General features: G+C 74.6%; 19 protein-coding genes. 16 read left to right on the top strand and 3 right to left on the bottom strand.

The annotated features are described in order from the left end of the window. Positions 1-283: 283 nt before the first annotated feature. The 10 genes from rimP (at position 284) to ACZ6EM_RS34980 (ending at position 13,560) form a co-directional block, all read left to right on the top strand. Positions 284-820 carry a ribosome maturation factor RimP gene (gene rimP / locus ACZ6EM_RS35025; protein ID WP_359909157.1) on the top strand — a complete coding sequence of 179 codons (537 nt, stop codon included), beginning with the start codon at positions 284-286 and terminating at the stop codon, positions 818-820. 55 nt (positions 821-875) lie between these two features. Further along, complete coding sequence (gene nusA, locus ACZ6EM_RS35020) at positions 876-1,877, top strand: transcription termination factor NusA (protein ID WP_401055733.1); 1,002 nt, start codon at positions 876-878, stop codon at positions 1,875-1,877. Positions 1,878-2,004: 127 nt separating this feature from the next. Continuing rightward, positions 2,005-2,247: a YlxR family protein gene (locus ACZ6EM_RS35015; protein ID WP_359909151.1), complete on the top strand. Its 243-nt coding sequence runs from the start codon at positions 2,005-2,007 to the stop codon at positions 2,245-2,247. A gap of 229 nt (positions 2,248-2,476) precedes the next feature. After that, positions 2,477-5,602, top strand: coding sequence for a translation initiation factor IF-2 (gene infB / locus ACZ6EM_RS35010; protein ID WP_452179572.1), 3,126 nt, complete (start codon positions 2,477-2,479; stop codon positions 5,600-5,602). A gap of 152 nt (positions 5,603-5,754) precedes the next feature. Continuing rightward, on the top strand, positions 5,755-6,051 hold the full coding sequence (locus ACZ6EM_RS35005; RefSeq protein WP_030311386.1) for a DUF503 domain-containing protein: 297 nt from the start codon (positions 5,755-5,757) through the stop codon (positions 6,049-6,051). Positions 6,052-6,204: 153 nt separating this feature from the next. Continuing rightward, the gene (rbfA, locus tag ACZ6EM_RS35000) at positions 6,205-6,645 is read left to right on the top strand and encodes a 30S ribosome-binding factor RbfA (protein WP_359909144.1); all 441 of its coding nucleotides are present in this window, start codon (positions 6,205-6,207) and stop codon (positions 6,643-6,645) included. Between the two features lie 2 nt (positions 6,646-6,647). Continuing rightward, positions 6,648-7,751 (top strand): DHH family phosphoesterase, encoded by a 1,104-nt coding sequence (locus tag ACZ6EM_RS34995; RefSeq protein ID WP_401046157.1) that lies wholly within the window; start codon positions 6,648-6,650, stop codon positions 7,749-7,751. A gap of 35 nt (positions 7,752-7,786) precedes the next feature. Continuing rightward, the gene (truB, locus tag ACZ6EM_RS34990; RefSeq protein WP_359909139.1) at positions 7,787-8,716 is read left to right on the top strand and encodes a tRNA pseudouridine(55) synthase TruB; all 930 of its coding nucleotides are present in this window, start codon (positions 7,787-7,789) and stop codon (positions 8,714-8,716) included. Between the two features lie 192 nt (positions 8,717-8,908). Then, entirely contained in the window at positions 8,909-12,550 is a 3,642-nt protein-coding gene (locus tag ACZ6EM_RS34985; protein ID WP_465774184.1) for a serine protease, read from the top strand. Between the two features lie 65 nt (positions 12,551-12,615). Then, on the top strand, positions 12,616-13,560 hold the full coding sequence (locus ACZ6EM_RS34980; RefSeq protein ID WP_401046151.1) for a bifunctional riboflavin kinase/FAD synthetase: 945 nt from the start codon (positions 12,616-12,618) through the stop codon (positions 13,558-13,560). Positions 13,561-13,618: 58 nt separating this feature from the next. Here the strand turns inward: ACZ6EM_RS34980 and ACZ6EM_RS34975 are convergent, their stop codons facing one another. From ACZ6EM_RS34975 to eccE, 3 genes are all read right to left on the bottom strand, one after another. Then, entirely contained in the window at positions 13,619-15,775 is a 2,157-nt protein-coding gene (locus ACZ6EM_RS34975) for a MinD/ParA family ATP-binding protein (RefSeq protein ID WP_465774183.1), read from the bottom strand. A 131-nt stretch (positions 15,776-15,906) separates the two neighbouring features. Continuing rightward, positions 15,907-16,674 (bottom strand): hypothetical protein, encoded by a 768-nt coding sequence (locus tag ACZ6EM_RS34970; RefSeq protein ID WP_452180833.1) that lies wholly within the window; start codon positions 16,672-16,674, stop codon positions 15,907-15,909. Then, positions 16,674-17,894, bottom strand: a complete 1,221-nt coding sequence (gene eccE, locus ACZ6EM_RS34965; RefSeq protein ID WP_452180832.1) for a type VII secretion protein EccE — start codon at positions 17,892-17,894, stop codon at positions 16,674-16,676. Before eccE ends, ACZ6EM_RS34970 begins: the two co-directional genes overlap by 1 nt. A 387-nt stretch (positions 17,895-18,281) precedes the next feature. On the opposite strand from eccE, the gene ACZ6EM_RS34960 reads away from it, so the two are divergent. The 6 genes from ACZ6EM_RS34960 to ACZ6EM_RS34935 all read left to right on the top strand — a co-directional run bounded on the left by ACZ6EM_RS34960 (position 18,282) and on the right by ACZ6EM_RS34935 (position 24,336). Further along, positions 18,282-19,967: a type VII secretion protein EccB gene (locus ACZ6EM_RS34960; RefSeq protein WP_452180831.1), complete on the top strand. Its 1,686-nt coding sequence runs from the start codon at positions 18,282-18,284 to the stop codon at positions 19,965-19,967. 182 nt (positions 19,968-20,149) lie between these two features. Continuing rightward, positions 20,150-20,455, top strand: a complete 306-nt coding sequence (locus ACZ6EM_RS34955; RefSeq protein WP_401053681.1) for a WXG100 family type VII secretion target — start codon at positions 20,150-20,152, stop codon at positions 20,453-20,455. A gap of 120 nt (positions 20,456-20,575) precedes the next feature. Further along, positions 20,576-20,866: a WXG100 family type VII secretion target gene (locus tag ACZ6EM_RS34950; protein WP_465774182.1), complete on the top strand. Its 291-nt coding sequence runs from the start codon at positions 20,576-20,578 to the stop codon at positions 20,864-20,866. Between the two features lie 98 nt (positions 20,867-20,964). Beyond that, positions 20,965-22,236 carry a type VII secretion-associated serine protease mycosin gene (gene mycP, locus ACZ6EM_RS34945; RefSeq protein ID WP_401055303.1) on the top strand — a complete coding sequence of 424 codons (1,272 nt, stop codon included), beginning with the start codon at positions 20,965-20,967 and terminating at the stop codon, positions 22,234-22,236. Between the two features lie 201 nt (positions 22,237-22,437). Beyond that, positions 22,438-22,977, top strand: a complete 540-nt coding sequence (locus tag ACZ6EM_RS34940) for a SigE family RNA polymerase sigma factor (protein WP_465774181.1) — start codon at positions 22,438-22,440, stop codon at positions 22,975-22,977. A gap of 90 nt (positions 22,978-23,067) precedes the next feature. Beyond that, on the top strand, positions 23,068-24,336 hold the full coding sequence (locus ACZ6EM_RS34935; protein ID WP_465774180.1) for a hypothetical protein: 1,269 nt from the start codon (positions 23,068-23,070) through the stop codon (positions 24,334-24,336). The last annotated feature ends 125 nt before the right edge of the window (positions 24,337-24,461 follow it).

The following is a 24,461-nucleotide window of genomic DNA, read 5'->3' as shown; positions in this document are numbered from 1 at the left end:
CGGGGGCGCTCCGGGCGGGTACGGGAGGACGGCCTCCCCGCCAGCCCTCGTTGGCGTGAATGATTACAGAATCCCCACGTTCCCGGGTCCGGTTCGGGGATGCCGGGCCGGGTGTGAGGTTGCTCGCAGTGGGTGGTGTGCGGGCGGCCGGGGGAGGTCAGGAATCGGTGGTTGGGGGCTTGACCGGATAGGCTTTGGGCCGAGCTGCCGTGATTCCGGTGTGGCACCGGGGGTGCGCGGCGACCTTCTGACAACAGCAGACGCGGCCGAGGAGTCCACCCGGATGAGCACCACCCACACCGACCGGCTGCGAGCGTTGCTGGAGCCGCTGGCCGAGCAGGCCGGACTGGACCTGGAGGACGTCAGGGTCACTCGGGCGGGCAGCCGCCGGCAGGTGCAGATCGACGTCGACACCGACGGCGGTGTGGACATGGACGCCATCGCCGAGTTCAGCCGGGTGGTCGGTGAGGCCCTGGACGAGTCGGACCTGATGGGGGACGACGCGTACCTGCTGGAGGTCGGCTCGCCGGGTGCGGAGCGTCCGCTGGTCCTGCCCCGGCACTGGCAGCGCGCCGAAGGTCGGCTGGCCAGGATCCACCTGGTGGACGGCGGGGAGATCGTCGCCCGGGTGCTGGAGGCCGACGAGGACGGCGCACTGGTCGAGGTGCAGCCGGTGAAGGGGCGCGGCCGTCCGAAGGAGCGCCGTCTGGCGTACGCGGAGGTGACCCGGGCGCGCGTCCAGGTCGAGTTCAACCGCAAGGACGACGAGCTCCTGGACGAGGCCGCGGACTTCGACGAGGGGGAGGACGGCGCCGAGTGACCCCCGGGTGCCGTACGACCATGACGAACGTGACGAAAGACGAGGAGGCGTAGCCGTGGACATCGACATGAGTGCCCTGCGCACGCTGGTCAACGAGAAGAACATCCCTTTCGACCTGCTGGTCGAGTCCATCGAGTCCGCCCTCCTCACCGCGTACCACCGCACCGAGGGCTCGCGCCGCCGGGCCCGGGTGGACCTGGACCGCAAGAGCGGCCACGTCACCGTGTGGGCCATGGAGGACCCGGCGGAGCTGGACGAGGGCGTCGAGCCGAAGGAGTTCGACGACACCCCGAACGGCTTCGGCCGGATCGCGTCCAGCATCGGCATCCAGGTGATGATGCAGCGTCTGCGCGACGCCGCCGACGACCAGACCTTCGGCGAGTACGCGGGCAAGGAGGGCGACATCGTCACCGGTGTCGTCCAGCAGGGCAACGACCCGAAGAACGTGCTGGTCGACATCGGCAAGCTGGAGGCCATCCTGCCGCCGCAGGAGCAGGTCCCGGGCGAGGACTACCGGCACGGCACCCGGCTGAAGTGCTACGTGGTGGCCGTGCGCCGGGGTGTGCGCGGTGCTTCGGTGACGCTGTCGCGCACTCACCCGAGCCTGGTGAAGAAGCTGTTCGCGCTGGAGGTCCCGGAGATCGCGGACGGCAGCGTGGAGATCGCGGCGATCGCCCGTGAGGCCGGCCACCGGACCAAGATCGCGGTCTGGTCGCGCCGCCAGGGCCTGAACGCCAAGGGCGCCTGCATCGGCCCGATGGGCTCCCGGGTGCGCGCCGTGATGGGCGAGCTGCACGGCGAGAAGATCGACATCGTCGACTGGTCCGAGGACCCCCGGGAGATGGTGGCCGCCGCCCTGTCGCCCGCGCGGGTGACCAGCGTGGAGATCGTGGACGCCGCCCAGCGCTCCGCCCGGGTGATCGTGCCGGACTACCAGCTGTCGCTGGCGATCGGCAAGGAGGGGCAGAACGCCCGCCTGGCCGCGCGCCTGACCGGCTGGCGGATCGACATCCGTCCGGACACCGAGGGCCAGGCCGAGGAAGCGCAGGCCCGGTAATCAGTGTCGTCGTCGGCGTCCCCGCCGGTCCTCCGGGTTCGGTGGGGCGGCGCCATGTCGCTTCGGAGGGGTAGACTTGCCTTCGTCTGGCCGGACGCATGTCCGAGCACGCCCGGAACGCACCTGCGTGGGCTGCCGCAAGCGCGCGGCCAAGCACCAGCTGTTGCGTGTCACGGCGGTCGAGGGCGAGTGCGTCCCTGATCCCCGTGGCGCACTCCCGGGCCGGGGCGCTCATCTGCACCCCGATCCGACCTGCCTCGACCTCGCGGTCCGCCGTCGGGCGTTCCCCCGGGCCTTCCGGCTCCAGGGCGCGCTCGACACCGAGCGGCTCCGCGGGTTCATCGGGGAGCGGGCGGGCGAAGCCTCGTAGCAGGGCCGCCTCCCGCGACGGCCGCCGCTCGCGCGGCGGAGAACCACCGCAACAAGCACAGCGCTCGGGAAGCCGCGCGCCGTGCCACCAGTCAGGTACCTCGCGATGTGGAAGTAGGTCGAGATTGCGATGAGCTCTCGATGAGTACGCGATGAGTACGCGATGGGTACGCCCATGAAGTAGCGACAGTCCGGCGGACGAGACCCCCGGACTCATAGACAGGAGTGAAGTGGCTAAGGTCCGGGTTTATGAACTCGCCAAGGAGCTTGGCTTGGAGAGCAAGGCCGTCATGGCCAAGCTCACCGAGCTCGGTGAGTTCGTCCGTTCGGCGTCCTCGACGATCGAGGCGCCGGTCGTGCGCAAGCTGACTGACGCGCTTGGTGTGGCCCCCACTGGTGGTTCCGCCGCCAAGCCGGGTCCGCGGAAGTCCGCGGCGCCCTCCCCCACCGCCGGCTCGGGTTCCCCGAAGCCGGGGGCCCCGACCCCGGGTCCGCGCCCCAGCGCGACCCCTGGTCCCCGTCCGACCCCGGCTGCCGCCGCGCCTTCCGCGCCGGCCGCCCCCGCCGCCCCGAAGTCGGCCACGCCGGCTCCGGGTGCGCCGACTCCGGGCCCGCGCCCGGCCGCGCGTCCCGCCGCTCCGGCGGCCCCGGCCGCACCCGCGGCCGAGTTCTCCTCGCCGGCTCCGGCCGGTGACGCCCCGCGTCCGGCCGCCCAGGCCCCGCGCCCCAGCGGCCAGGCCACCGGCGGTGCCCGTCCGGGCCCGCGTCCGGCCGGTCCGCGTCCGGGCAACAACCCGTTCACCTCGGGCAGCGCGACCGGCATGGGCCGCCCCGGCGACCGCCGTCAGGGCGGTCAGGGCGGTGCTCCGCGTCCGGGCGGTGCCCAGGGCGGCGACCGTCCGCGTCCTGGTGGCGACCGTCCGCGTCCCGCCGGTGCTCCGGGTGCCGGTGCCCCCCGTCCGGGTGGTGCTCCGGGTGCGGGTGCCCCCCGTCCGGGTGGTGCCCCGCGTCCCGGTGGCGACCGTCCGCGTCCCGCCGGTGCTCCGGGTGCCGGTGCCCCCCGTCCGGGTGGCGCCCCGCGTCCCGACGGCATGCCGCGTCCGGCCGCGCCGCGTCCCGGTGGTCCGACCCCGTCCGGCATGCCTCGCCCGAACCCGGGCATGATGCCGCAGCGTCCGGCCGGCCCGCGTCCGGGTCCGGGTGGCCGTGGTCCGGGTGGCCCCGGCGGCCGTCCGGGTGGTCCGGGTGCCGGCGGTGCCCGTCCCGGCTTCCAGGGCCGTCCGGCCGGTCCGGGCTCGCGTCCGGCCGGTGGCGGTGGCTTCGGCGGTCCGCGTCCCGGTGGCGGCGCCCCCGGCGGTGGCGGTGGCTTCGGCCCGCGTCCCGGCGGCTTCGGCGGTCGTCCCGGTGGCCCGGGTGCCCGTGGTGGCACGCAGGGTGCCTTCGGTCGTGGCCCGGGCGGTCGCCCGGCTCGCGGTCGCAAGTCGAAGCGGGCGAAGCGCCAGGAGTACGAGGCCATGCAGGCCCCGTCCGTCGGCGGTGTGATGCTGCCTCGCGGCAACGGCCAGACCGTTCGCCTGTCGAGCGGCGCCTCGCTGATGGACTTCGCGGAGAAGATCAACGCCAACCCGGCCGCGCTCGTCTCCGTCATGTTCAACCTCGGTGAGATGGTCACCGCGACCCAGTCGGTCTCCGACGCCACGCTGCAGCTGCTGGCGGACGAGATGGGCTTCGTCCTGGAGATCGTCAGCCGGGACGACGAGGACCGCGAGCTGCTGGAGTCGTTCGACATCGACTTCGGCGCCAACGAGGGCGACGAGGACCAGCTGGCCCCGCGCCCGCCGGTCGTCACCGTCATGGGTCACGTCGACCACGGTAAGACCCGCCTGCTGGACGCCATCCGCAAGTCCAACGTGGTGGCCGGTGAGGCGGGTGGCATCACCCAGCACATCGGTGCCTACCAGGTGGCGACGGTCGTGAACGGCGAAGAGCGCCCGATCACCTTCCTCGACACCCCGGGTCACGAGGCGTTCTCCGCCATGCGTGCCCGTGGTGCCAAGTCCACCGACATCGCGATCCTGGTGGTCGCGGCCAACGACGGTGTCATGCCGCAGACGGTCGAGGCGCTGAACCACGCCAAGGCCGCGGGTGTGCCGATCGTGGTCGCCGTCAACAAGATCGACGTCGAGGGCGCCGACCCGACCAAGGTCCGCGGTCAGCTGACCGAGTTCGGTCTGGTGGCCGAGGAGTACGGCGGCGACACCATGTTCGTCGACATCTCCGCGCGCCAGGGCCTGAACATCGACCAGCTGCTGGAGGCCGTGGTCCTGACCGCGGACGCCTCGCTGGACCTGCGGGCCAACCCCGAGCAGGACGCGCAGGGTATCGCCATCGAGGCGCACCTGGACAAGGGCCGCGGCGCCATGGCGACCGTGCTCGTGCAGCGCGGTACCCTCCGCGTCGGCGACTCGATCGTCGTGGGCGACGCCTACGGCCGCGTCCGCGCGATGCTGGACGAGAACGGCAACAGCCTCGCCGAGGCCGGCCCGTCCCGTCCGGTGCTGCTGCTCGGTCTGACCTCGGTGCCCCGCGCCGGCGACAGCTTCATCGTCGTCGACGAGGACCGCACCGCCCGTCAGATCGCCGAGAAGCGCTCGGCCCGCGACCGCAACGCCGCCTTCGCGCAGCGTCGGGTCCGGGTGTCCCTGGAGGACCTGGACAAGGCGATCGCCGCCGGCTCCATCGAGCAGCTCAACCTCATCATCAAGGGTGACGTCTCCGGTTCGGTCGAGGCCCTTGAGGACGCCCTGGTCAAGCTGGACGTCGGCGAGGAGGTCGAGCTCCGGGTCCTGCACCGCGGTGTGGGTGCCATCACCGAGTCCGACGTGGACCTGGCGATGGGCTCGGACGCCATCATCATCGGCTTCAACGTGCGCGCCGAAGGCCGTGCGCGCGCTGCGGCCGACAAGGAAGGCGTGGACGTCCGGTACTACTCGGTCATCTACCAGGCGATCGAGGAGATCGAGAACGCCCTCAAGGGCATGCTCAAGCCGGAGTACGAGGAGGTGCGCCTCGGCGCCGCGGAGATCCGCGAGGTCTTCCGCTCCTCCAAGTTCGGCAACATCGCCGGTGTCCTGGTCCGCGACGGCATCATCCGCCGCAACGCCAAGGCCCGCCTCATCCGCGACGGCAAGGTCGTGGCGGAGAACCTCTCGATCGAGGGTCTGCGCCGCTTCAAGGACGACGCGACCGAGGTCCGCGAGGGCTTCGAGGCCGGTGTCACCCTGGGGTCGTTCAACGACATCAAGGTCGAGGACATCATCGAGACCTACGAGATGCGCGAGAAGCCGCGCGCCTAGTCGGTGTCAGCCGGGGCCGGTCGACGGGTGGTATTTCCGTCGACCGGCCCCGGTCTCGCTGTGTAGGGTCCGGGAAGTAGTCGGACACAGCGGAGCCGGCCCGGTTCCGGGTTGCTCCCCGAGGCCTTCCAGGTCGGCGAGACCTGTCATACATGTTCGTGGGAACACTCACCTTCGACCTGCTGCTGGGCGACGTCCACTCGCTCAAGGAGAAGCGTTCGATCGTGCGGCCCATCGTGGCCGAACTGCAGCGCAAGTACAGCGTGTGCGCTGCCGAGACCGGGAACCAGGACCTGCACCGCCGGGCCGAGATCGGTCTGGCGGTGGTGGCCGGCGAAGCCGGGTACGTCACCGAGGTCCTGGACAGCTGTGAGCGGTTGGTCGCCGGCCGCCCCGAGGTGCAACTCCTCTCCGCGAGGAGGCGCTACCACAACGACGACGATGAATGAGGCCCGTGGAGCCGGTCGGCGGAAGTCGCCGTTCTCACACGGATCAGGACCGAGAGCGCCCGCAAGGCCGGGCGCGGGCCGGTACTTTGGGGCGTGGGCCCCGACGGGTGCGCAGCTCACCCGGGTACCGGGCCCACTGCACGAGGAGGCAACGTGACCGACACCGCAAGGGCGCGCAAGCTCGCCGACCGCATTCAGGTGGTCGTCGCCCAGACCCTGGAACGGCGGATCAAGGACCCCCGTCTGGGGTTCGTGACCATCACCGACACCCGGGTGACCGGAGACCTGCGCGAGGCCACCGTCTTCTACACCGTCTTCGGTGACGAGACCGAGCGCGAGGCCACCGCGGCCGCGCTGGAGAGCGCCAAGGGCGTGATCCGTTCCGAGGTCGGCAAGATCGGCGTGCGCTTCACGCCGACGCTGACCTTCGTCGCGGACGCGCTGCCGGACAACGCCCGGAACATCGACGACCTGCTCGACCGGGCCCGCACCTCGGACGCCGCCGTGCGCACCCAGGCCGCGGGGGCGGACTACGCCGGCGGCGCGGACCCGTACCGGGTTCCGGCGTCCGAGCGTGACGACGAGGACGAGTAGTCATGGCGGGTGAGCCGGCGCGGGCCGCCCCGCGAGCCGGATCGACCACGGGGGCGTCCTCCACCAGCACGGTGGAGGGTGCCCTCGCGGCGGTCCCGGGCCCGCGCACCGAGGAGAGCGGGTTCGAGCTGATCTGGCAGCAGGTGGTGGCGGAGATCGGGCGGGCCCGTTCGATCGACCTGATCTGCCACATCTGCCCGGACGGCGACGCGCTGGGCTCCTCGCTGGCGGCCGCGCTGGCGCTGCGCGCGCTCGGCAAGCAGGTGCGGGTCTCCTTCGGTGACGATCCGCAGATCGTGCCCGAGTCGCTGGTCTTCCTGCCCGGCCAGGAGCTGATCGTGCCGGCCGCCGCGGTGCCGGAGGTGCCCGAGCTGGTGCTCTGCTTCGACGTGGCCGCGGAGAGCCGGCTCGGCCTGCTGCACGACAAGGCCTTCGCCGCGCCCGTCCTGGTGGTGTTCGACCACCACGCCTCCAACCCGGGCTTCGGCACCCACCAGCTGATCGACCCGACCGCTCCGGCCACCGCCGTGCTGGTCGACGAGCTGCTGCGCCGGCTCGGCGTCGAGCTGGACGAGGAGCTGGCCACCTGCCTCTACACGGGTGTGGCCACCGACACCGGCTCGTTCAAGTACCGGGCCACCACGCCCGCCACCCACGAGCTGGCCGCCCGGCTGCTGGCCACCGGCATCCGGCACGACCTGATCTCCCGGCAGCTGTGGGACACCTCGTCCTTCGGCTACCTCAAGGTGCTCGCGGGCGCGCTCGACCGGGCCGTCTACGAGCCGGAGGCGGCCGACGGGCTGGGGCTGGTGTGGACCTGGGTGCCGTACCAGGACCTCGCGCTGTTCAGCGTCACGGTCGAGGAGATCGAGGGACTGATCGACATCCTGCGCCGCCCGGCCGAGGCCGAGGTGGCGCTGGTGCTGAAGCAGGACCCGGACGGCACGCTGCGCGGCTCCTCGCGCTCCCGGGGCGTGGTGGACGTCGCCGCGGCCTGCGCCGAACTGGGCGGCGGTGGGCACGTCCACGCGGCCGGATTCAGCGTCCGGGAGGACGTGGCCGTGGTGGTCGAGCGGTTCCGGGGCGCGCTGCGACCGGTACGTTGATCATCTCTGCTGATGTTGTTGAGAGAAAGAACCCGATGAAGCGCAAAGGCACCGGCCCGGACGGCCTGGTGATCGTCGACAAGCCCGAGGGCATCACCTCGCACGGGGTCGTCGCCAAGCTGCGGTGGCTGGCCGGGACCCGGAAGGTCGGCCACGCCGGCACCCTGGACCCGATGGCCACCGGCGTGCTGGTGATCGGCATCGAGCGGGCCACCCGGCTGCTCGGCCACCTGATGCTCACCGCCAAGACCTACGAGGCGACCGTCCGGCTCGGCCAGACCACCGTCACCGACGACCGCGAGGGCGAGGTCACCTCCTCGGCCCCGGCCGACGCCGTCACCCGGGAGGCGATCGACGCCGGGATCGCGGCACTCACCGGCGAGATCATGCAGGTGCCGTCCAAGGTCAGCGCGATCAAGATCGACGGCAAGCGCTCGTACGCCCGGGTGCGCGAGGGCGAGGACTTCGAGCTCGCGGCCCGGCCGACCACGATCCACTCCTTCACCGTGCACGAGCAGCGCGCGGCGGTCGCCGAGGACGGCACGCCGGTGATCGACCTGGACGTCACCGTCGAGTGCTCCTCCGGCACCTACATCCGGGCGCTGGCCCGGGACCTGGGCGCCGGGCTCGGCGTCGGCGGCCACCTGACCGCGCTGCGGCGCACCAAGGTGGGGCCGTACGGGGTGGAGTCGGCGCGCACCCTGGAGCAGCTGGAGGCGGAGGTCACCGGCGAGGACGCCAAGGGGCTGGAGGTGCTGCCGATCGCGGAGGCCGCGGCGGCCGCCTTCCCGCGCTGGGACCTGGACGAGGCCTCGGCGCAGAAGCTGTCGCACGGCGCCCGGCTGAAGGCGCCCGGGATGGGCGTGGACGGGCCGATCGCGGTGTACGGGCCGGACGGGCGCTTCCTCGCGCTGGTCGAGGAGAAGGGCGGGCAGGCGAAGCCGGTCGCGGTCTTCGTCGGCTGACGGCCCCACCGCTGTTCGGAGCCCCCGTCGGGAGTCATCCCGACGGGGGCTCCGCCGTTCCCGCGGCACCTTCACCCGCACGAGGGAGCGCGCGGAGCGAACGCCCGTGGTGAGCGGCGCGGGCGCGGTCGGGGCGCCGCTCCGGCGGGCAGGCTCCCGACGGCGAGCGAGCGACGGCCGAAGGGGTACGGGATGCCGGGGTTTCCGGAGGGCGATCCGGGGCGGTACCTGCTGCGGATCCGCGACCTCGACGGGCGGCTGCACGGCTTGGGGTTCGTCGCCGACCCGCAGGGGAGCGTGCTGACGGCGCACGAGAGCGTGGCCGGCCTGGACCGGATCGTGCTGCACACCCCCGGCGGGCAGACCAGGGTGCTCGGCCCGGACGCCGTGCTGCCACTGCCCGGGTACGGCCTCGCCCTGCTGCGGACCGAGGCGGTCGGCGGGCTGCCGGTGCCGCCGCTGCCGCTGGCCCCCGCCGCGGCCGCGCGGGAGGTGCTGCTGCCCGCGCTGGCGGGGGAGGACGGCCGGGTGGTCGCGCTGCGCTGCGGGCTGCTCGGGGTCACCGCGGCGGCGTACCGCGGGCACCGGCTGGGCGGGGTGCTGCTGCTGGACGTGCCGGTGGTCGGCGGGGTCGCGGTACCGGCCGGCTCGCCGGTGCTGGACGCCCGCAGCGGGGCGGTGGTCGCCCTGGCCGCGCCCGCCCTGGGCGGGCCCCGGCACGGCGGGGCGCTGCCGGCCGTGGCGGTGGGGGCGGGCCCGTCGGACGGGACGGGCGGAGCCGAGGCGCTGGCCGGGCTGCTGGCGGGCAACGCGGCCGCGGTGCCCGGCTACGGCCCGGCGCTCAACCTGGCCGGGGTGCTGCGGCTGACCGCCGCCCAGGTGACGGCGGCCGGTGCCGGGCCGGGCCGGGTGGCCCACCTGGCCGCCGACCGGGTGGACCGGCCGGACGGCCTGGCCGGGGACGCTCCGGCCGCGACCGTCACCGTGCTGGTCGGCGCCCCCGGCAGCGGGCGCACCACCGAACTGGCCGCCCTGGCCGCCCGCCGCCACGGCGGCGCCCACCCGCTGCCCACCCTCTGGCTGCGCGGCGCCGACCTGCACGCCGACGACCGGTCGCTCGCCGAGCCGGTGGAGCGGGCGCTGGCCGCCGCGGCGGCCGGACTCGGCACCCCGGCGCCCGCGCCCGAGCCGGTGGCCGCGCTGTGCGCGGCGGCCGGCCGGCCGCTGCTGGTGGTCCTGGACGGCCCCGAGGAGGCCCCGCTGCCGGTGGACGCGCGCTGGCTGCGCGGCGCCGGCCAGTGGCTGACCGGCTGCGGGGCCCGGCTGGTGACGGCCTGCGGGGAGGAGCTGTGGGAACTGCTCGCGGCCGAGACCTGGGGCAGCGGCACCCCGGGCCCCCGCCGGACGGAGGAGCCGCACCCGCACGGGGACCTGGGCAGCGCCCCCACCGTGCGGATGGACGGCCGCGGCCACGGCGGGCCGAGCCTGGCCGGACAGCGGCTCGGCCCGCTGCCCCCCGAGGCGGCCGAGCGGGTGCGCCGCCGGTACGGGCTGCCCCCCGGGCACCCGGCCGCCGCCGAGGACGCCCGGCACCCGCTGGCCGTCCGGCTGGCCGGGGAGCTGTGGGCCCAGGGGCTGCACGACGGGCCGGTGCGCCGGGGCGACCTGTTCGGCGCCTTCCTGGACCTGCGCTGCCTGCGGGTGGCCCAGCGGCTGGCCGAGGAGGCTCGGCCGCGCCGCCCGGGCGCCCACCGCCGGGGCGCGGTGCGGCCCGGCACGCCGCGGCACCGGCGGGTGCGCCGGCTCGCGGCGGCGGTGGCCGGGCGGGTGCACGAGGCGGCCCGGCGGATGCTCGGCGGCCGGTCGGACGGCGGGCTGGAGCACGCCGTCTTCGAGGAGCTGTTCCCGGTCGAGGGCGGCTGGGCCACGGCGGTGCTCGCCGAGGGCCTGTTCGTCCCGGCCGGGCCCGGATTCCGCTTCGCGCACGGGGAGTTCGCGGACTGGCTGCAGGGCCGGCATCTGGACCTGGACGCGGCGCTGCGGCTGCTGCTCGGCGAGGCCGAGGACACCGCGCCCTGGCCGGCCGACGAGCCGGAGGAGCCCGGCGGCCACCGCGCGGGGGAGCCGGCCGACGGGGCGAACGCCGTCCCCCGGCACCGGATCGGCCCGGTCGTCGCCGCGCTGCGCCGGGTGGCCGAGACCTGGGGCGCCGGCGCCCTCGACCCGTGGCTGCACCGGATCTGGCGCGCCCTGGACCTCCGCCCGCCGGGCAGTGAACCCGCCTGGTGGGCCGCCGGGTTGCTCGCCGCGGGTCTGACCGTCGGCCCGGACCCGGCCGAACACCGGGCACTGCTCGACCAGTTGGCGTCCCGGATCGCCGAACGGGCGGGCCCGGCGGGCACGGCGGCGCTCCGGGCGGCCGGACTCGGCCGCTTCGGCCCGGCCTTCTGGACCGGCCTCGGCCTGCCCGTCGAGGCCGAACTCGACCTGCTGCGCCGCCTGATGCCCGCCGACGGCCCCGGGCAGCGCTACCTCGCCGCGGTGGCCGAGCGGCTGCGCGCCGACCCGGTCGCGGTGTTCCCGCTGCTCTGTGCCTGGTTCGAGGACGCGCGCGGCCTGCCGGGGCGCCCCGGCCGCACCGTCGCCGACGTCGCCCACGACCTGCTGCGCGCCCACCGCCGGCTCGCCCTGGACGAGCTGGCCGACGCGCTGGCCGCGGCCGCGCACCCGAGGGCGGACGCACTGCTGACCGTGCTCGCCGCCGAGGAGCCGTCCGCGCTCTGCCGCGCGGTGGACCGCTGGAGCCACGACCGGCGGCCCGAACGGCACGTCGCGGCCGCCGTGCACGCGCTGCGGACCGCCCCGTACGCCTCCGGTGCCGGGGCGGAGCTGCTGCGGTACACCGCGCTGACCCTGCTCGCCCGGGAGGACGAGCCCGGCCTGCACGGGGCCGCGCTGGCCCTGCTGGTCGGTGACCCGGCGACCCGCTCCGCGTACCTGCCGGCCGCCCTCGCCCGGCTCCGGGCCGGCGGCGACGCCTTCCTCACCCCGCGGGCGCTCGCCCCGGCCCTGGAGAGCGACCCGGAGCCCGTCCTGGCCGCGTTCGCCGCCCGGTCGGCCGGCCCCGGCGCGGTCCTCACCGAGACGCTGCGGGTGCTCGCCGACGCGACCGCCCCGGCGGCCGTGCGGCGGGGCGCCGAGCTGGCCGCCGGGCTGCTGCGGGCGGACCCGGCGCCGGCCGGGCCGGTCGCCGTCGACTACCTCGGCCGCCGGCTGGGGCGCGCCGGCGCCGTCGGCCCGGCCGACCGGCTGGAGCTGCGGGTGCTGCTCGGCGTCGCGCTGGCCGCCCGCGGGGCGGAGGTCCGGCGGCCGTTCGCGGAGGTGCTGTCCGTCCCGGTGGCCGACCCGGCGGCGGACGCGCTGCGCTGCGAGCTGCTGGACACCCTGCTCGCCACCGAGGCCGACCCGGCGGTGCTGACCACCGCCGTGGAACGGCTCGCCGAGCACTGCGCGGCCGAGAATCCCGCCCGGGCCCGGGCGGTGCTGGCCCGGGCCACCCCGGGGCTGCCGGGCGCGGACGAGCTGCTGGTGCGCTGCGCCGGACGGTCGGCGGCCTTCGCCCGGCTGCTCGCCCGCTGGCCGTCCGGCGCCGCGCCGACCGCCCCGGACGGCCCCCGACTGGCCCGGATGCGGGCCCTGACGGCGGCCGGACGGGACCCTCAGTACGCCGCCGCCGAGGCCGAGCGGGCCGTGTCCGGGCGGGCGGCGGGGCCCTCGGCGGGCTCAACCCGTATTCCGGTGCCTGAGCCGGGGCAGGCGCATGGCACGCTATAGGGGTTCGGGTTTTGAGCGTTTGAGCGTACAGAGGGTACGCGCCGTACGGAACAAGGAGCGGTCAGGTGCAGCGCTGGCGTGGCCTGGAGGAGATCCCCGGGGACTGGGGACGCAGCGTCGTCACCATCGGCTCGTTCGACGGGGTGCACCGCGGGCATCAGCTGATCATCGGGCGGGCGGTCGAGCGGGCCCGCGAACTCGGTCTCCCGGCGGTCGTGGTGACCTTCGACCCGCACCCGCGCGAGGTCATCCGGCCGGGCAGCCACCCGCCACTGCTCGCGCCGCACCCGCGCCGCGCCGAGCTGATCGCGGAGCTGGGCGTGGACGCGGTGCTGGTGCTGCCGTTCACCACCGAGTTCTCCCAGGAGTCCCCGGAGACCTTCGTCCGGCAGGTGCTGGTGGACGCGCTGAGCGCGCGGGTCGTCATCGAGGGCCCCAACTTCCGCTTCGGCCACCGGGCCGCCGGGGACGTCGCGCTGCTCGGCGAGCTGGGCCGGGCGGACGACTTCGAGGTCGAGGTGGTCGACCTCCAGGTGTGCGGTACGGCCGGGGCCGGCGAGCCGTTCTCCTCCAGCCTGACCCGCCGGCTGGTCGAGTCCGGGGACATGGCCGGCGCGGGCGAGGTGCTGGGCCGCCCGCACCGGGTCGAGGGCGTGGTGGTGCGCGGCGCGCAGCGTGGCCGCGAGCTGGGCTACCCGACGGCCAACGTCGAGACCGTGCCGCACAGCGCGATCCCGGCCGACGGCGTGTACGCGGGCTGGCTGACCGCGGACGGCGAGCGGATGCCGGCGGCGATCTCGGTCGGCACCAACCCGACCTTCGACGGCACCGCCCGCACCGTGGAGGCCTACGCCATCGACCGGGTCGGCCTGGACCTGTACGGGATGCACGTGGCCGTGGACTTCCTGGCCTACCTGCGGGGGATGGAGAAGTTCGACTCCATCGACGCGCTGCTGGACCGGATGGCCGACGACGTCAAGCGGGCCCGTGAGCTGACCGACGGCGTCTGAGCGCCGCAACGCCGGAAGGGGCCCACCGACACCAGGTCGGTGGGCCCCTTCCGCCGTTTCACTGCTGGGGCGCCTGCGGCGGGTAGCCGTAGCCCGGTCCCGGCTGCTGCCCCCAGGGCGCCCCGGGAGCGGGCTGCGGCGGGTAGCCGTACCCGGGCGGGGGCGGCGGGACCTGGCCGGGCTGCGGGGCCCACGGTGCCCCCGGGGCGGGCTGGCCGGCCTGCTGCGGGTACGGCTGGGGCTGCTGCTGCGGGTCGGCGTACGGCTGCGGGTAGCCCGGCTGGGCCTGCGCCTGGGCCTGCTGCTGCCAGCCGGCCTGCTGGGCGGCGGCCTGCTGGGCCCGGACGATGTCCTCGCCGACCAGGGTGGCCAGATCGAAGTAGGCCTCGCGGACCTTGGGCCGCATCATGTCGAGGTTGACCTCGGCACCGGCCGCCAGGCTCTCGTCGAACGGCACCACGACGACGCCGCGGCAGCGGGTCTGGAAGTGCGCGACGATGTCCTCGACCTTGATCATCTTGCTGGTCTCGCGCACCCCGGAGACCACCGTGATGCTGCGCTGCACCAGGTCCGCGTAACCGTGCGCGGAGAGCCAGTCCAGGGTGGTCGAGGCGCTGGAGGCGCCGTCCACGCTGGGGGTGGAGACGATGATCAGCTGGTCGGCCAGGTCCAGCACGCCGCGCATCGCGCTGTACAGCAGGCCGGTGCCGGAGTCGGTCAGGATGATCGGGTACTGGCGGCCCAGCACGTCGATCACCTGGCGGTAGTCCGAGTCGTTGAAGGTGGTCGAGACCGCCGGGTCGACGTCGTTCGCCAGGATCTCCAGGCCCGAGTTCAGGTCCTGCGAGGTGAACTGACGGATGTCCATGTAGCTGCGCAGGTGCGGGATGGCCGTCACCAGGTCGCGGATGGTCGCGCCGGTCTGGCGCTTGACCCGGCGGCCCAGGGTGCCCGCGTCCGGGTTGGCGTCGATCGCGATCACCTTGTCCTGGCGCTCGCTGGCCAGGGTCGCGCCGAGCGCGGTGGTGGTCGTGGTCTTGCCGACACCGCCCTTGAGGCTGATCACGGCGATCCGGTAGCAGCTCAGCACGGGGGTGCGGATGATCTCCAGCCGGCGGGCCTTCTCGGCCGCCGCGGCCTTGCCGCCGAACTGGAAGCGCGGCTGCTGGCGCTGCTGCTTGGGCTGGCTGCGCAGCAGCCGGTCCGAGGACAGCTCGACGGCGGCGGTGTAGCCGAGCGGCGCGCCGTGCGCCGTCTGCTGCGGGGCGGCGGCCTGCTGGAACGCGCTGGGCTGCGGGGCCTGCGGCGGCTGCTGCTGCCACGCCTGGCCGGGCAGGGGCTGGCCGGGCAGGCCCTGCGGACCGGGCTGCGGCTGGGCCGGCTGCTGGTACGCGGCGGGCTGCGGCCAGCCGCCCTGGCGCGGGTCCACCGGGCCGGGCTGCGGCACCGGACCGGGCTGCGGCGGGACGGCGGCCTGCTGGGCTTGCTGCGCCTGCTGGGCCTGCTGGGCCGCCCACGCGGCCTGCGGGTCCCAGGCCGCCGCCGGGCCCTGGGGGTCCTGGGGGTGCTGGGGGTGCTGCGGCGGGGCCGGCTGGGCCGGCGGCTGCGCGAAGTTCTGCGGCTGGCCCGGCTGGACGGGCTGTCCCGGCACTGCGGTCGCGGCGGGCGGCGCCGGGTAGGGCTGCGGCACGGGCTGCTGCGCCGCGGCCTCCGGCAGCGCCCATGCCGGGGCACCGGGCTGCGGCTGCTCGGGGACCGGCGGAGTCGGGGAGGGCACCGGGAAGGGGACGTGCTGCGCCTCGGCCTGCACCGGCGGGGCGGGCGCCGCGGGCACGGGAGCGGGTGCCGGCGAGGGTGCCGGAGCCTGGACCGCGGCCGGCGTGGCCTCGGCCGCCGGGGGCGCGGCCTGGCCGGGCACCGGAGCCGCGGCCTGCTGCTGCGCCGGAGCGGGCAGGGGGGCCTGGGCCTGCTGGGCCTGCGCCGGAGCAGCGGCGGGCGTCGGGGCACCGGGTGCCGCGGTCGTGGCCGCGGCGGCAGCGCCCGGAGCCGTCGGAGCGCCCGCCGCCGGTGCGTTCGGAGCCGGTGCGTTCGCGGCCGCCGCGGGCTCGGTCTGGACGTACCAGGACGGGGGAGTGTAGTCAGGCGCGTCCGACCAGTCGTCGTCGTCCTCCGCCGCGTTGTCGCCGACGTAGACGCCGTCCCGATCGCTGCTCACTCTGGCTCCCTCGTGTTCGCCGCCGCTTGTTCAGCGGTGCCGTTGCCACATCAAAGACTAGGCCGTACGGCAACCCCCGTTGAAGGCGGCTTCGCATCCCCGCCGGCCCGCCCGGTGCGGCGGGCCGGCGCTCAGTCCATCCGGCGCGGCCCGCCGAGCACCTGCTGTTCGGCCTGCCCGGCCACGGCCCGTACGTACTGGCGGCGCATCCTGGTGGCCCACAGGGTCAGGTCGTCGCCGAGGGTGGGCAGGGAGGCCACGTCCTCCGGCGGCAGCGACAGGATCCGGCCGGTCAGTTCCGCCTCCTGCGGCGAGATCCGCTGCACGCCGACCAGGTCGGCCGCGTTCAGCACCCGGGAGGCGTTCGGGCCCAGGTAGGGCAGCAGGGTCAGGGTGGTCTGCCAGGGGGCGGCGGAGAGCCGGCTGCGCGGCGGGCGGGCGCCGAGGTCGCGCACCACCAGCACCGGCGAGGCCACCGAGGCGCCCTGCGGGCCGAGCCGGCCGACCTGGTGGACCGTCACGCACGGCTGGCCGCCGCCGGCCGCCTGGGCCATCGGACCCCACAGCTGTCCGCGGGCGGTCTCCACCGCGACGCGGGCACCGATCGCGGCCGCCCGCAGCGCGATGACCTGCGCCGTCCACATGCCGCCGACCAGCACCAGGTCGTACGAGGTCGGGCGGAACAGGCCGAGCACCGCGGGCAGCCCCTGCGGGTCGACGCCGATCACCACGCCGTCGTCGCCGACCGGGAAGGCCAGCGACGCGAGGTCGGCCGGCTCCAGCACGTGCTTCTCCCGGCGCGGGCCGCGCAGCCCGAAGCCGGGCAGGATCCGCGGCCGGGTCCGGCGCTGCTCGGCGCCGGGCTGGGGGCCGGCGGTGGGGTAGGTCTGGTACGCCATCAGGAAGCCCCTCCGAGCGGCAGGGTGGCGAGCATGCCGGGGGCCTGCTCCAGGTCGAGCCGGACCAGGCCGAGCCCGGTGCTCTGGGCGCGGCTCTCCACCTGGCGGCCGATCTGGCCGACCTCGCTCTCGTTGCGGCCGGTCACCCGCACGTGCCCGCTGACCGTCACCGAGCCGCCGGTGCCGTGTCCGGCGGTCAGGCTGAAGGTGCTGGCGAGGGCCGGGGAGCCGGTGATCAGGTTGACCAGGTCCGGCGCGGCGATCCGGCCGGGGGCGCCGCCGGGGCGGCTCAGCTGCGGCCAGCGGGAGATCCAGTACGTGGTGTGCCAGCGGTCGTCGATCCGCCAGAACCGGTTGCCCTCCTGGGTGCGGCGGGTGGTGCCGCCGCCGCTGCCGGTGCCCTGACGGCCCGCCACCGCGATCGGGTTGGCGCAGGTGGCGATGGCCAGTGCGGCGATCAGCTCGCGCTCGTCCAGCACGGTCGCGTTGAAGCCGGCGCTGTTGAGCCGGCCGGCCAGCTGGTCGGTGACCCGCTGCAGCGCCTTGCGGGCGCCGTCCTCGCCGCCGCCGCGGGCCCGGACGGCGGTCGCCGCGCGTTCCGGGTCGAGCTTGAGCGCGATCCAGGTCAGCCGCAGCCCGGGGGTGGCGGTGCCGTCCGGCAGTTCGCGGTAGGCGCGGGCGGCCAGCGACTGCTCGGGCAGGTGCTGGGCCGGGGCGGGCTGGGTGTGCTGGACGAGCTGCACCGACTCCAGGGTGATGTCGTCCACCGTGAGCGCCGAGCAGATCACGTCCAGCGGCAGCGGCAGGGCGGTGCGCACCGGGCGCAGCGGCTGGTCCTTGGCCTGGACGAGCAGCACCGAGCTGAGGAAGGTCCCGTCGCCGACCATGCCGGTCTCCCGGCGGACCGGGCGGCCGCCGAACTCGGCCTCGGTGGCGTGGGTGCAGGTGCGCAGCCCCGGTTCGAGTTCCAGGGCCGGCGCCAGCGCCGGGTCGGTGCCGGCCGGCGGCAGCAGCGTCCTGGCCTGCTTGCGGCGGGACTTGAGGGCGGCGCGGACCCGCAGCAGTTCCGGGACGGTGCGGCCGCGCACCGGGACGAGCGCGAGCACGAGCAGCACCAGCGCGACCGCGCCGAAGCCGGCCGCGACCGGTCGGCTGATCGTCCAGCCGACCGCGACCAGGGCCGCCGCGACCTCGACCAGGACGAGCTGTTGGAGCTTCAACCGCCCTGCGAGCAGCCCCGGTCGGGGGTTGACCCGGACCTGGACGGCCCCGCCGCCCCCGCTGCCGGTCGGCTGCGGTCCGGCGGTCCCGGTCCCCGGTCCCGTCTCGTTCGCCGGTGCGCTGTGCTGCGCCCGGCCGGACCGGCGCGGCCTCCCGCCGCCCGCACTGCGGCGGCGTCCTGGAGCGGTCTGGCTTGGCATCCCCCGGTGGCCCTCTCTGATCCGTTGTCGCGGCCCGGCTGGCTGTGTCGCGGACCGTACCCGTACCGTACTCACCGTCTGCTGCCGCATCGTAGAGGGTTCGCGCCGGTTCGTGCCCGGCGGGTGACCACGGGGCCGGTCGGTCTGACAACGCCCGACAACGTCTGACAAGGGGGACGACGAGGTATGGCATCGCGCCGGGACGAGCTGAACGCGTACACCTTCGCCCGCAAACGCACGGTGGGCGCCTTCCTGCTGCCCGCCGGTGGCGGCAGTGACGAGGACGCGCCGCGTCCGGTGAAGGCGGTGCTGCCGAGTGTGCTGGCCGGGGCGGTGTTCGTGGCCGGGTTCGGGCTCTGGGGGGTCTTCAAGCCGAGCGCGCCGGTGAAGTGGGACGACGGCAAGAACATCATCCAGGGCAAGCAGTCGACGACCCGGTACGTGGTGCTCATCGACCAGGACCAGAAGACCAAGCGGCTGCACCAGGTGCTCAACATGTCCTCGGCGCGGCTGGTGCTGCCCGCGGGCGCCAAGGTCGTGGTGGTGGACGACGGGGTGCTCGACCGGTACCCGAACCACGGGCCGACGATCGGCATCCCGTACGCGCCGGACAAGCTGCCGACCACGGACAACGCGAGCAAGCCGATGAAGTGGGCGGTGTGCGACCGCCCGGGCTCGGACGACAAGCAGGAGACCGTCAACCAGGCGGTGTTCGTGGCGGCCGGCGCGGACGCGACGGCGCTGGCGGCCAAGGACCGGATGCTCGGCCCGGACCAGCTGCTGCTGGTGCAGCAGGCCGACGAGCAGCAGGTCTCGGCCGCGCCGGTGCCGGGTCAGCCGGCCGCCGCTGGTGCGGCGGTGTACCTGGTGGACGCGCAGGGCCGCAGGCACCTGATCGGCTCCCCGCAGTCGGACGACAGGGAGCGCAAGGCGCTGATCACCGCGGTGTTCGGGCCCAACGCGGTGCCGCAGCGGGTCAAGCGGGACTGGCTGGAGACCCTGGTGGACGCCACCCCGGTCACCTTCCCGCAGGTCGACGGGGTCGCCGACAGCCAGGGTGCCAACTCCAAGGTGGAGCTGAGCAACCAGGCCGACCGCCGGGTCGGCCGGCTGGTGCACTACCAGGACCGCCACTACGTGGTCGGCAAGGAGCAGCTGTACCTGGTCACGCCGTTCCAGGCGGACCTGATCCGGCAGAACCCGGCGTTCCAGATGCTCTACAAGTACGACCAGGACAAGAAGCCGCGCAGCGACGAGATGACCCCGGCCGACAACGCCCAATGGGGCGTCGACGCGCCGCTGAAGGGCACCGTGGCGGACTGGCCGTTGAAGACCGGCGCGCCGGTGAACAACCAACAGGACCGCCAGGACGCCCGGATGGTCGTGTGCAGCACCTACGACGGCGTCGCCGAGGACGGTGCCACGGCCAAGCGCAGCGTCTGGGCCGGGACTTCGTACCCCGCGCCGTACAACAACGGCGCCGGGGCGGCGTACGTGACCCCCGGTCACGGTCTGTTCTACCGCTCGCTGGACCACTCGGCCGCCGGCTCCGGAACCGACTTCCTGATCACCGAGACGGGGTTGCGCTACTCCGTCCCGTCCAACGGCGACGGCGGCCCGCGCCCCGGCGCCTCGCCCCAGCCCGGCCAGAGCGGTACCCCGAAGCCGCCGACCCCGCCGGCCGGTGCCACGCCGACTCCCGGGGCCACGGCCCAGGATCCCGGCCGCCAGCCGGAGGAACCCGGCGGCAACCAGGCCCGGTTGGGCTATCAGGGGGTCCGGCCGCTGCCGGTGCCGAAGGAGTGGTCGAACCTGGTGCCGGCCGGCCCGCCGCTGACGGCGACGGGCGCCGTTCAGCCGCAGAACGCCTGACGGGCCAAGCGCGGCAACCGAATTGGCCTTAGTGTCATGGTCTGGTAACTACTCGGTGATCGATGTTGGGCGAGCTGCGTGTGCCGACTACAGTGCTGCTGGACATCACACCGGTGATGGCGGCGGTCGGCCCGCAGGGCCCTCCGTACACGCAAATGTTGTCTCATGGGGGACGGTGGAGCATGGCTCAGGGTCAGTTCACGATGACCGCGCAGGAGATGCTGGCATTCGCCAAGCAGATCGAAGAGGCCATCGGCAAGATCGAGGCTGAGAAGAACAAGCTGATCAGCACGGTCTCCGGCATCACCGGCGGTTGGCAGGGCGCGGCCGCGACGGCCTACACGAGCCTGCAGAACCGGGTCAACGAGGACATCGCGGCGCTCAAGGAGTCGCTGAACGCGATCAAGCACGCGATCGAGCTGACCACCAAGCACTACGCGAGCACCGAAGAGGAGCAGAAGGCGATGTTCTCCTCGGCCCAGGGCTGATCACCGCACTCGCGCTGATCAAGGCACCCGCGCCGACCGCCGTTCTGCCCCGCTCCACCGCTCTGCGGAGCGTCCGCCACTGACCGCGCGGCGCTCCGCACCCTCGTCAAGGGAGACAACGTGTCCGACCACATTCTCGTCAACTTCCAGACCGTGCACCAGGCGGCCGAGGAGGTCAAGGCCTCGGCGAGCCGCATCGACCACCTGCTGAACGACCTCAAGGGCAACGTCACCCGCATCGCCACCAGCTGGGAGGGTGTCGCCCAGCAGGGCTACCAGGCCCACCAGGCCAAGTGGGACGCCAAGGCCAACGACCTCCAGCAGGCCTGCGCGCAGATCGCGACCTCGCTGGAGCAGGCCGCGCAGAGCTACCGGACGACCGAGGACGCCAACGCCAAGCTCTGGGGCTGACGTTCGGGTTCCTTGAGGAACGACAGGGGGCGGGTACCCGGATTCCGGGCACCCGCCCCCGACGCGCGGCACGGGTGAACGACATGAGGGGTGGCAGGGTGTCCCGACACGGGTCCCGGAAGGCGGCCGCGGCGATCGCCGCGCTCACGGTGCTGGGCGGCCCGCTCGCCGCCCCGGCGTACGCCGAGGGCGGGCCCGCGCTGGCCGCGGCCGGCGACTGCCCCAAGAACGCGCCCGATGTGCCGACCGTGCCGTGGTCGCTCCAGCGACTGCTGCTCAACGAGCTGTGGCAGGGAGGGAAGACCACCGGCGTGGGCGTGAAGGTCGCGGTCATCGACACCGGGGTCGACCTGGGCAACCCGCAGTTGGCGGGCCAGGTCCCGGCCGACTCCTCCGGTCAGAAGCCGGTCGACAAGCTCCAGGCGGGCTCCAACCTGCTGGTCAACCGGGAGACCAAGGAGCCGGTCAAGGGCGCGTCCGTCGAGGACCCGGTCGGTCACGGCACCAAGGTCGCCGGCATCATCGCCGCCCGGGTCCGGCCGCAGACCGGTTTCGTCGGACTGGCTCCCGACGCCCAGATCCTCTCGATCCGGCAGAACGACAGCGACGGCAACGGCGACGTCTCCACCCTGGTCCAGGCGATCAGGGAAGCGGTCGACAAGGGCGCCGGGGTCATCAACATCTCCCAGGACGTGCGCGGTGCGGGCGACGCCCGCTTCGGCGGGTACCAGGACCTGAAGGCCGCCGTCGAGTACGCGGAGTCGCGCAACGTCGTGGTGGTCGCCTCCACCGGGAACGACGGCAAGGAGGGCGACACCTACCCGGGCGCCTTCCCGACCGTGCTGGCCGTCGGCGCCTCCGACCGCAACAACGAGCGCGCGCCGTTCTCCCAGTACGGCAGCTTCGTGAAGGTCGCCGCGCCCGGTGTCGACATGCTGTCCACCGTGCCGGGGAGCGGCCAGTGCGTGGACAACGGCACCAGCTTCGCCGCCCCGTACGTCTCCGGCCTCGCCGCGCTGCTGAGGAGCGCCCACCCGAAGTGGAAGGCGGCCCAGGTGCGGGCCTGGATCGAGCAGACCGCGCAGCGGACCCAGCGCGAGCCGGACAAGTTCATCGGCTGGGGTGTGGTGGACCCGGTCAAGGCCGTCACCAAGGCTCCTGAGGACGCGCCCTACGAGCCCATCCCGGACGCCCCGGTGCAGCTCGCCGCCGCGCCGATCGTGCCGCGCCCGGTGGGCCTCGGCGAGACCCAGGCCGACCGCGACGGCCGTACCGCGACGTACGTCGTGGGCGTCGGCGCGCTGCTGGTGGCCCTGCTGATCGGCGGCGGCGTGGTGCTGCGCGACCACCGGCGCAAGTCCGCCGACTGACGCCCGGCCGGCGCCTGCCCGCCTGACCGCCTGACGTCTGACCGCCTGACGCCTGTCCGCCCGAGGCCCGCCCGACCGGTGCCCGCCCGGCGCCCGGCGCGGGCCGGCTCACCGAAAATCCGCCGGGACCCCTGTAACACCGCCGCCCGCCCGCCGCATCGATGAAGTGTCAGGGAGGGCGGACCGCGGGGGGCAGGGCGCATGAGGTGGATCGGGGCGGGCCGGGAGGCCAAGGACGCGGAGGTCCTGGAACTCGTCTCCGGCCGCACCGGCCACCTGTACCGCTCGGCCTGCCTGCTCACCAGCGGCGACACCCACTACGCCGAGGACCTCGTGCAGGAGGCCCTCAGCCGGATGTACGTGCTGTGGCGGCGCAGCGCCTTCACCGGCCGGGGCCGGATCGACAACCCGGCGGCCTACACCCACACCGTCATGGTGCGCACCTTCCTCGCCCAGCAGCGCCGCCGTTCCAGCGGCGAGCGTCCCAGTGACGTCCTGCCGGAGCCGGCGGGACACGACACCGACAGCACCCTGCGGCTGACCCTCCTCGACGCGCTCGGCCGGATGCCGCCCAAGGACCGCGCGGTCCTGGTGCTGCGCTACTGGGAGGACCGCAGCGTCGAGGAGACCGCCGAGGCGATGCGGGTCTCCTCCGGCGCCGTCCGCACCCGCACCACCAGGGCCCTGAACCGGCTGCGCGCCCTGCTCGGCGACTCGCTGACCGAGCTCGCCGCCCGCTGAGGCCGGCGGGCGCCCGGCCGTGCGGCGCTTCCCGCCATCCGTGACACGGCACTTCCCGCAACCCGCGACGCAAGGAGACGGTGAACACCCATGTCCGAACCGGACAAGTTCGAGGACGATCTTCTCTATGCCCTCACCCGTACGGGCGAAGGCTTCCGCACCGAACAGGCAGACCTGGTCGCGGGCGGCTACCGGCGCGGCCGCCGCCGCTGGCGCCGCCGCTCGACCGCCGCCGTGGTGGGGGGTGCGGCCGCGCTGGCCCTGGTGGGCACCGGCGCGGTGTTCCTGGGCGCCCCGGCCGGCAAGGACGCGGGCACGGTGAGCGCGGCCTCCGCCCCGGCGGGCGCCACCCCCGACGCCACCACCCCCGACGCCACCGGCAGCGCCGCCGCCGCGGCCACCCCGACCTCGGTGAAGTCCTCCGCTCCGACGGTGGTCTCCGGTGACGAGGTGGTGGCCACCTTCCGGGCGCTGCTGCCCAAGGGCCAGGTGTCCGACGCGAAGGGGCATGGAACCGACGAGAACAGGGGGAGGTACGCGGACGCCAACCTGGTCTTCGACGACGGCCAGGGCCGGTCGCTGATGGGCCTCAGCATCCAGAAGCACCGTCCCAAGGACGTCCAGCCGCAGACCTGCCCGACGAACCTCAAGATCGCCTCGATGGACTCCTGCACCGTCACCGTCCTGCCGGACGGATCGAAGCTCATGCTCACCCAGGGCTACGAGTATCCGGACCACCGGGCCACCACCAAGGAGTGGCGCGCCTCGGTGACCCGTCCGGACGGCGGGCTGATCGGCTTCAGCGAGTGGAACTCCCCCCAGGAGAAGGACGCGCCGGACAGCCGGCCCAACCCGCCGCTCACGCTGGACCAGCTGAAGGCCGTCGTCACGGACAAGTCCTGGGACCGGGTCGTCGCGGCCCTCAAGTTCGACGGCGTCGACACCGAGGCGATCGACCCGGGCCTGTCGCTGCAGGACCGCGAGACCGTCCTGACCGGGCTGTTGCCCTCCGGGGTGACCGTGACCGACCGCAGGAGCCGGGAGCTGCGGGCGGACTTCGAGCTGGCCGGGGGCGGGCGGACCGGGACCCTGACGCTGACGGTCGAGAACTGGGCGAAGGCCCCCGACGACCGGCCGGGACCGGAGTCGTACCAGGACGCGGAGACCCTGCCGGACGGGACGAAGCTCCTCGTGCGCGGCGCGGTGGCCAGCGCCCCGAAGGGAGTGCTGGTCGTGGACGCGATGCGGCCGGACGGCATGGAGGTCCTGGTCACGCTGGCGTCGAAGGGCGATCCGCTGATGACCGCGGCGGAGCTGCGGGCGATCGCCACCAGCCCGCAGTGGAAGCCCGGGAAGTAGCGGGAGACGGCGGTGCCCCGGGCTGGGGGAGGCCCGGGGCACCGCCGTGTGGGGGAGGGGTGGGGGTCAGTCCTGCTGGTCCTCGGGGAGGCTGATCACCCAGCGGGTGTCCTGCCGGGGGCGCA

This window comes from Kitasatospora sp. NPDC041917 (genome assembly GCF_055589745.1).
The sequence above is the reverse complement of the archived record's forward strand: the minus strand, read 5'-3'. Positions and strand labels throughout refer to the sequence as shown.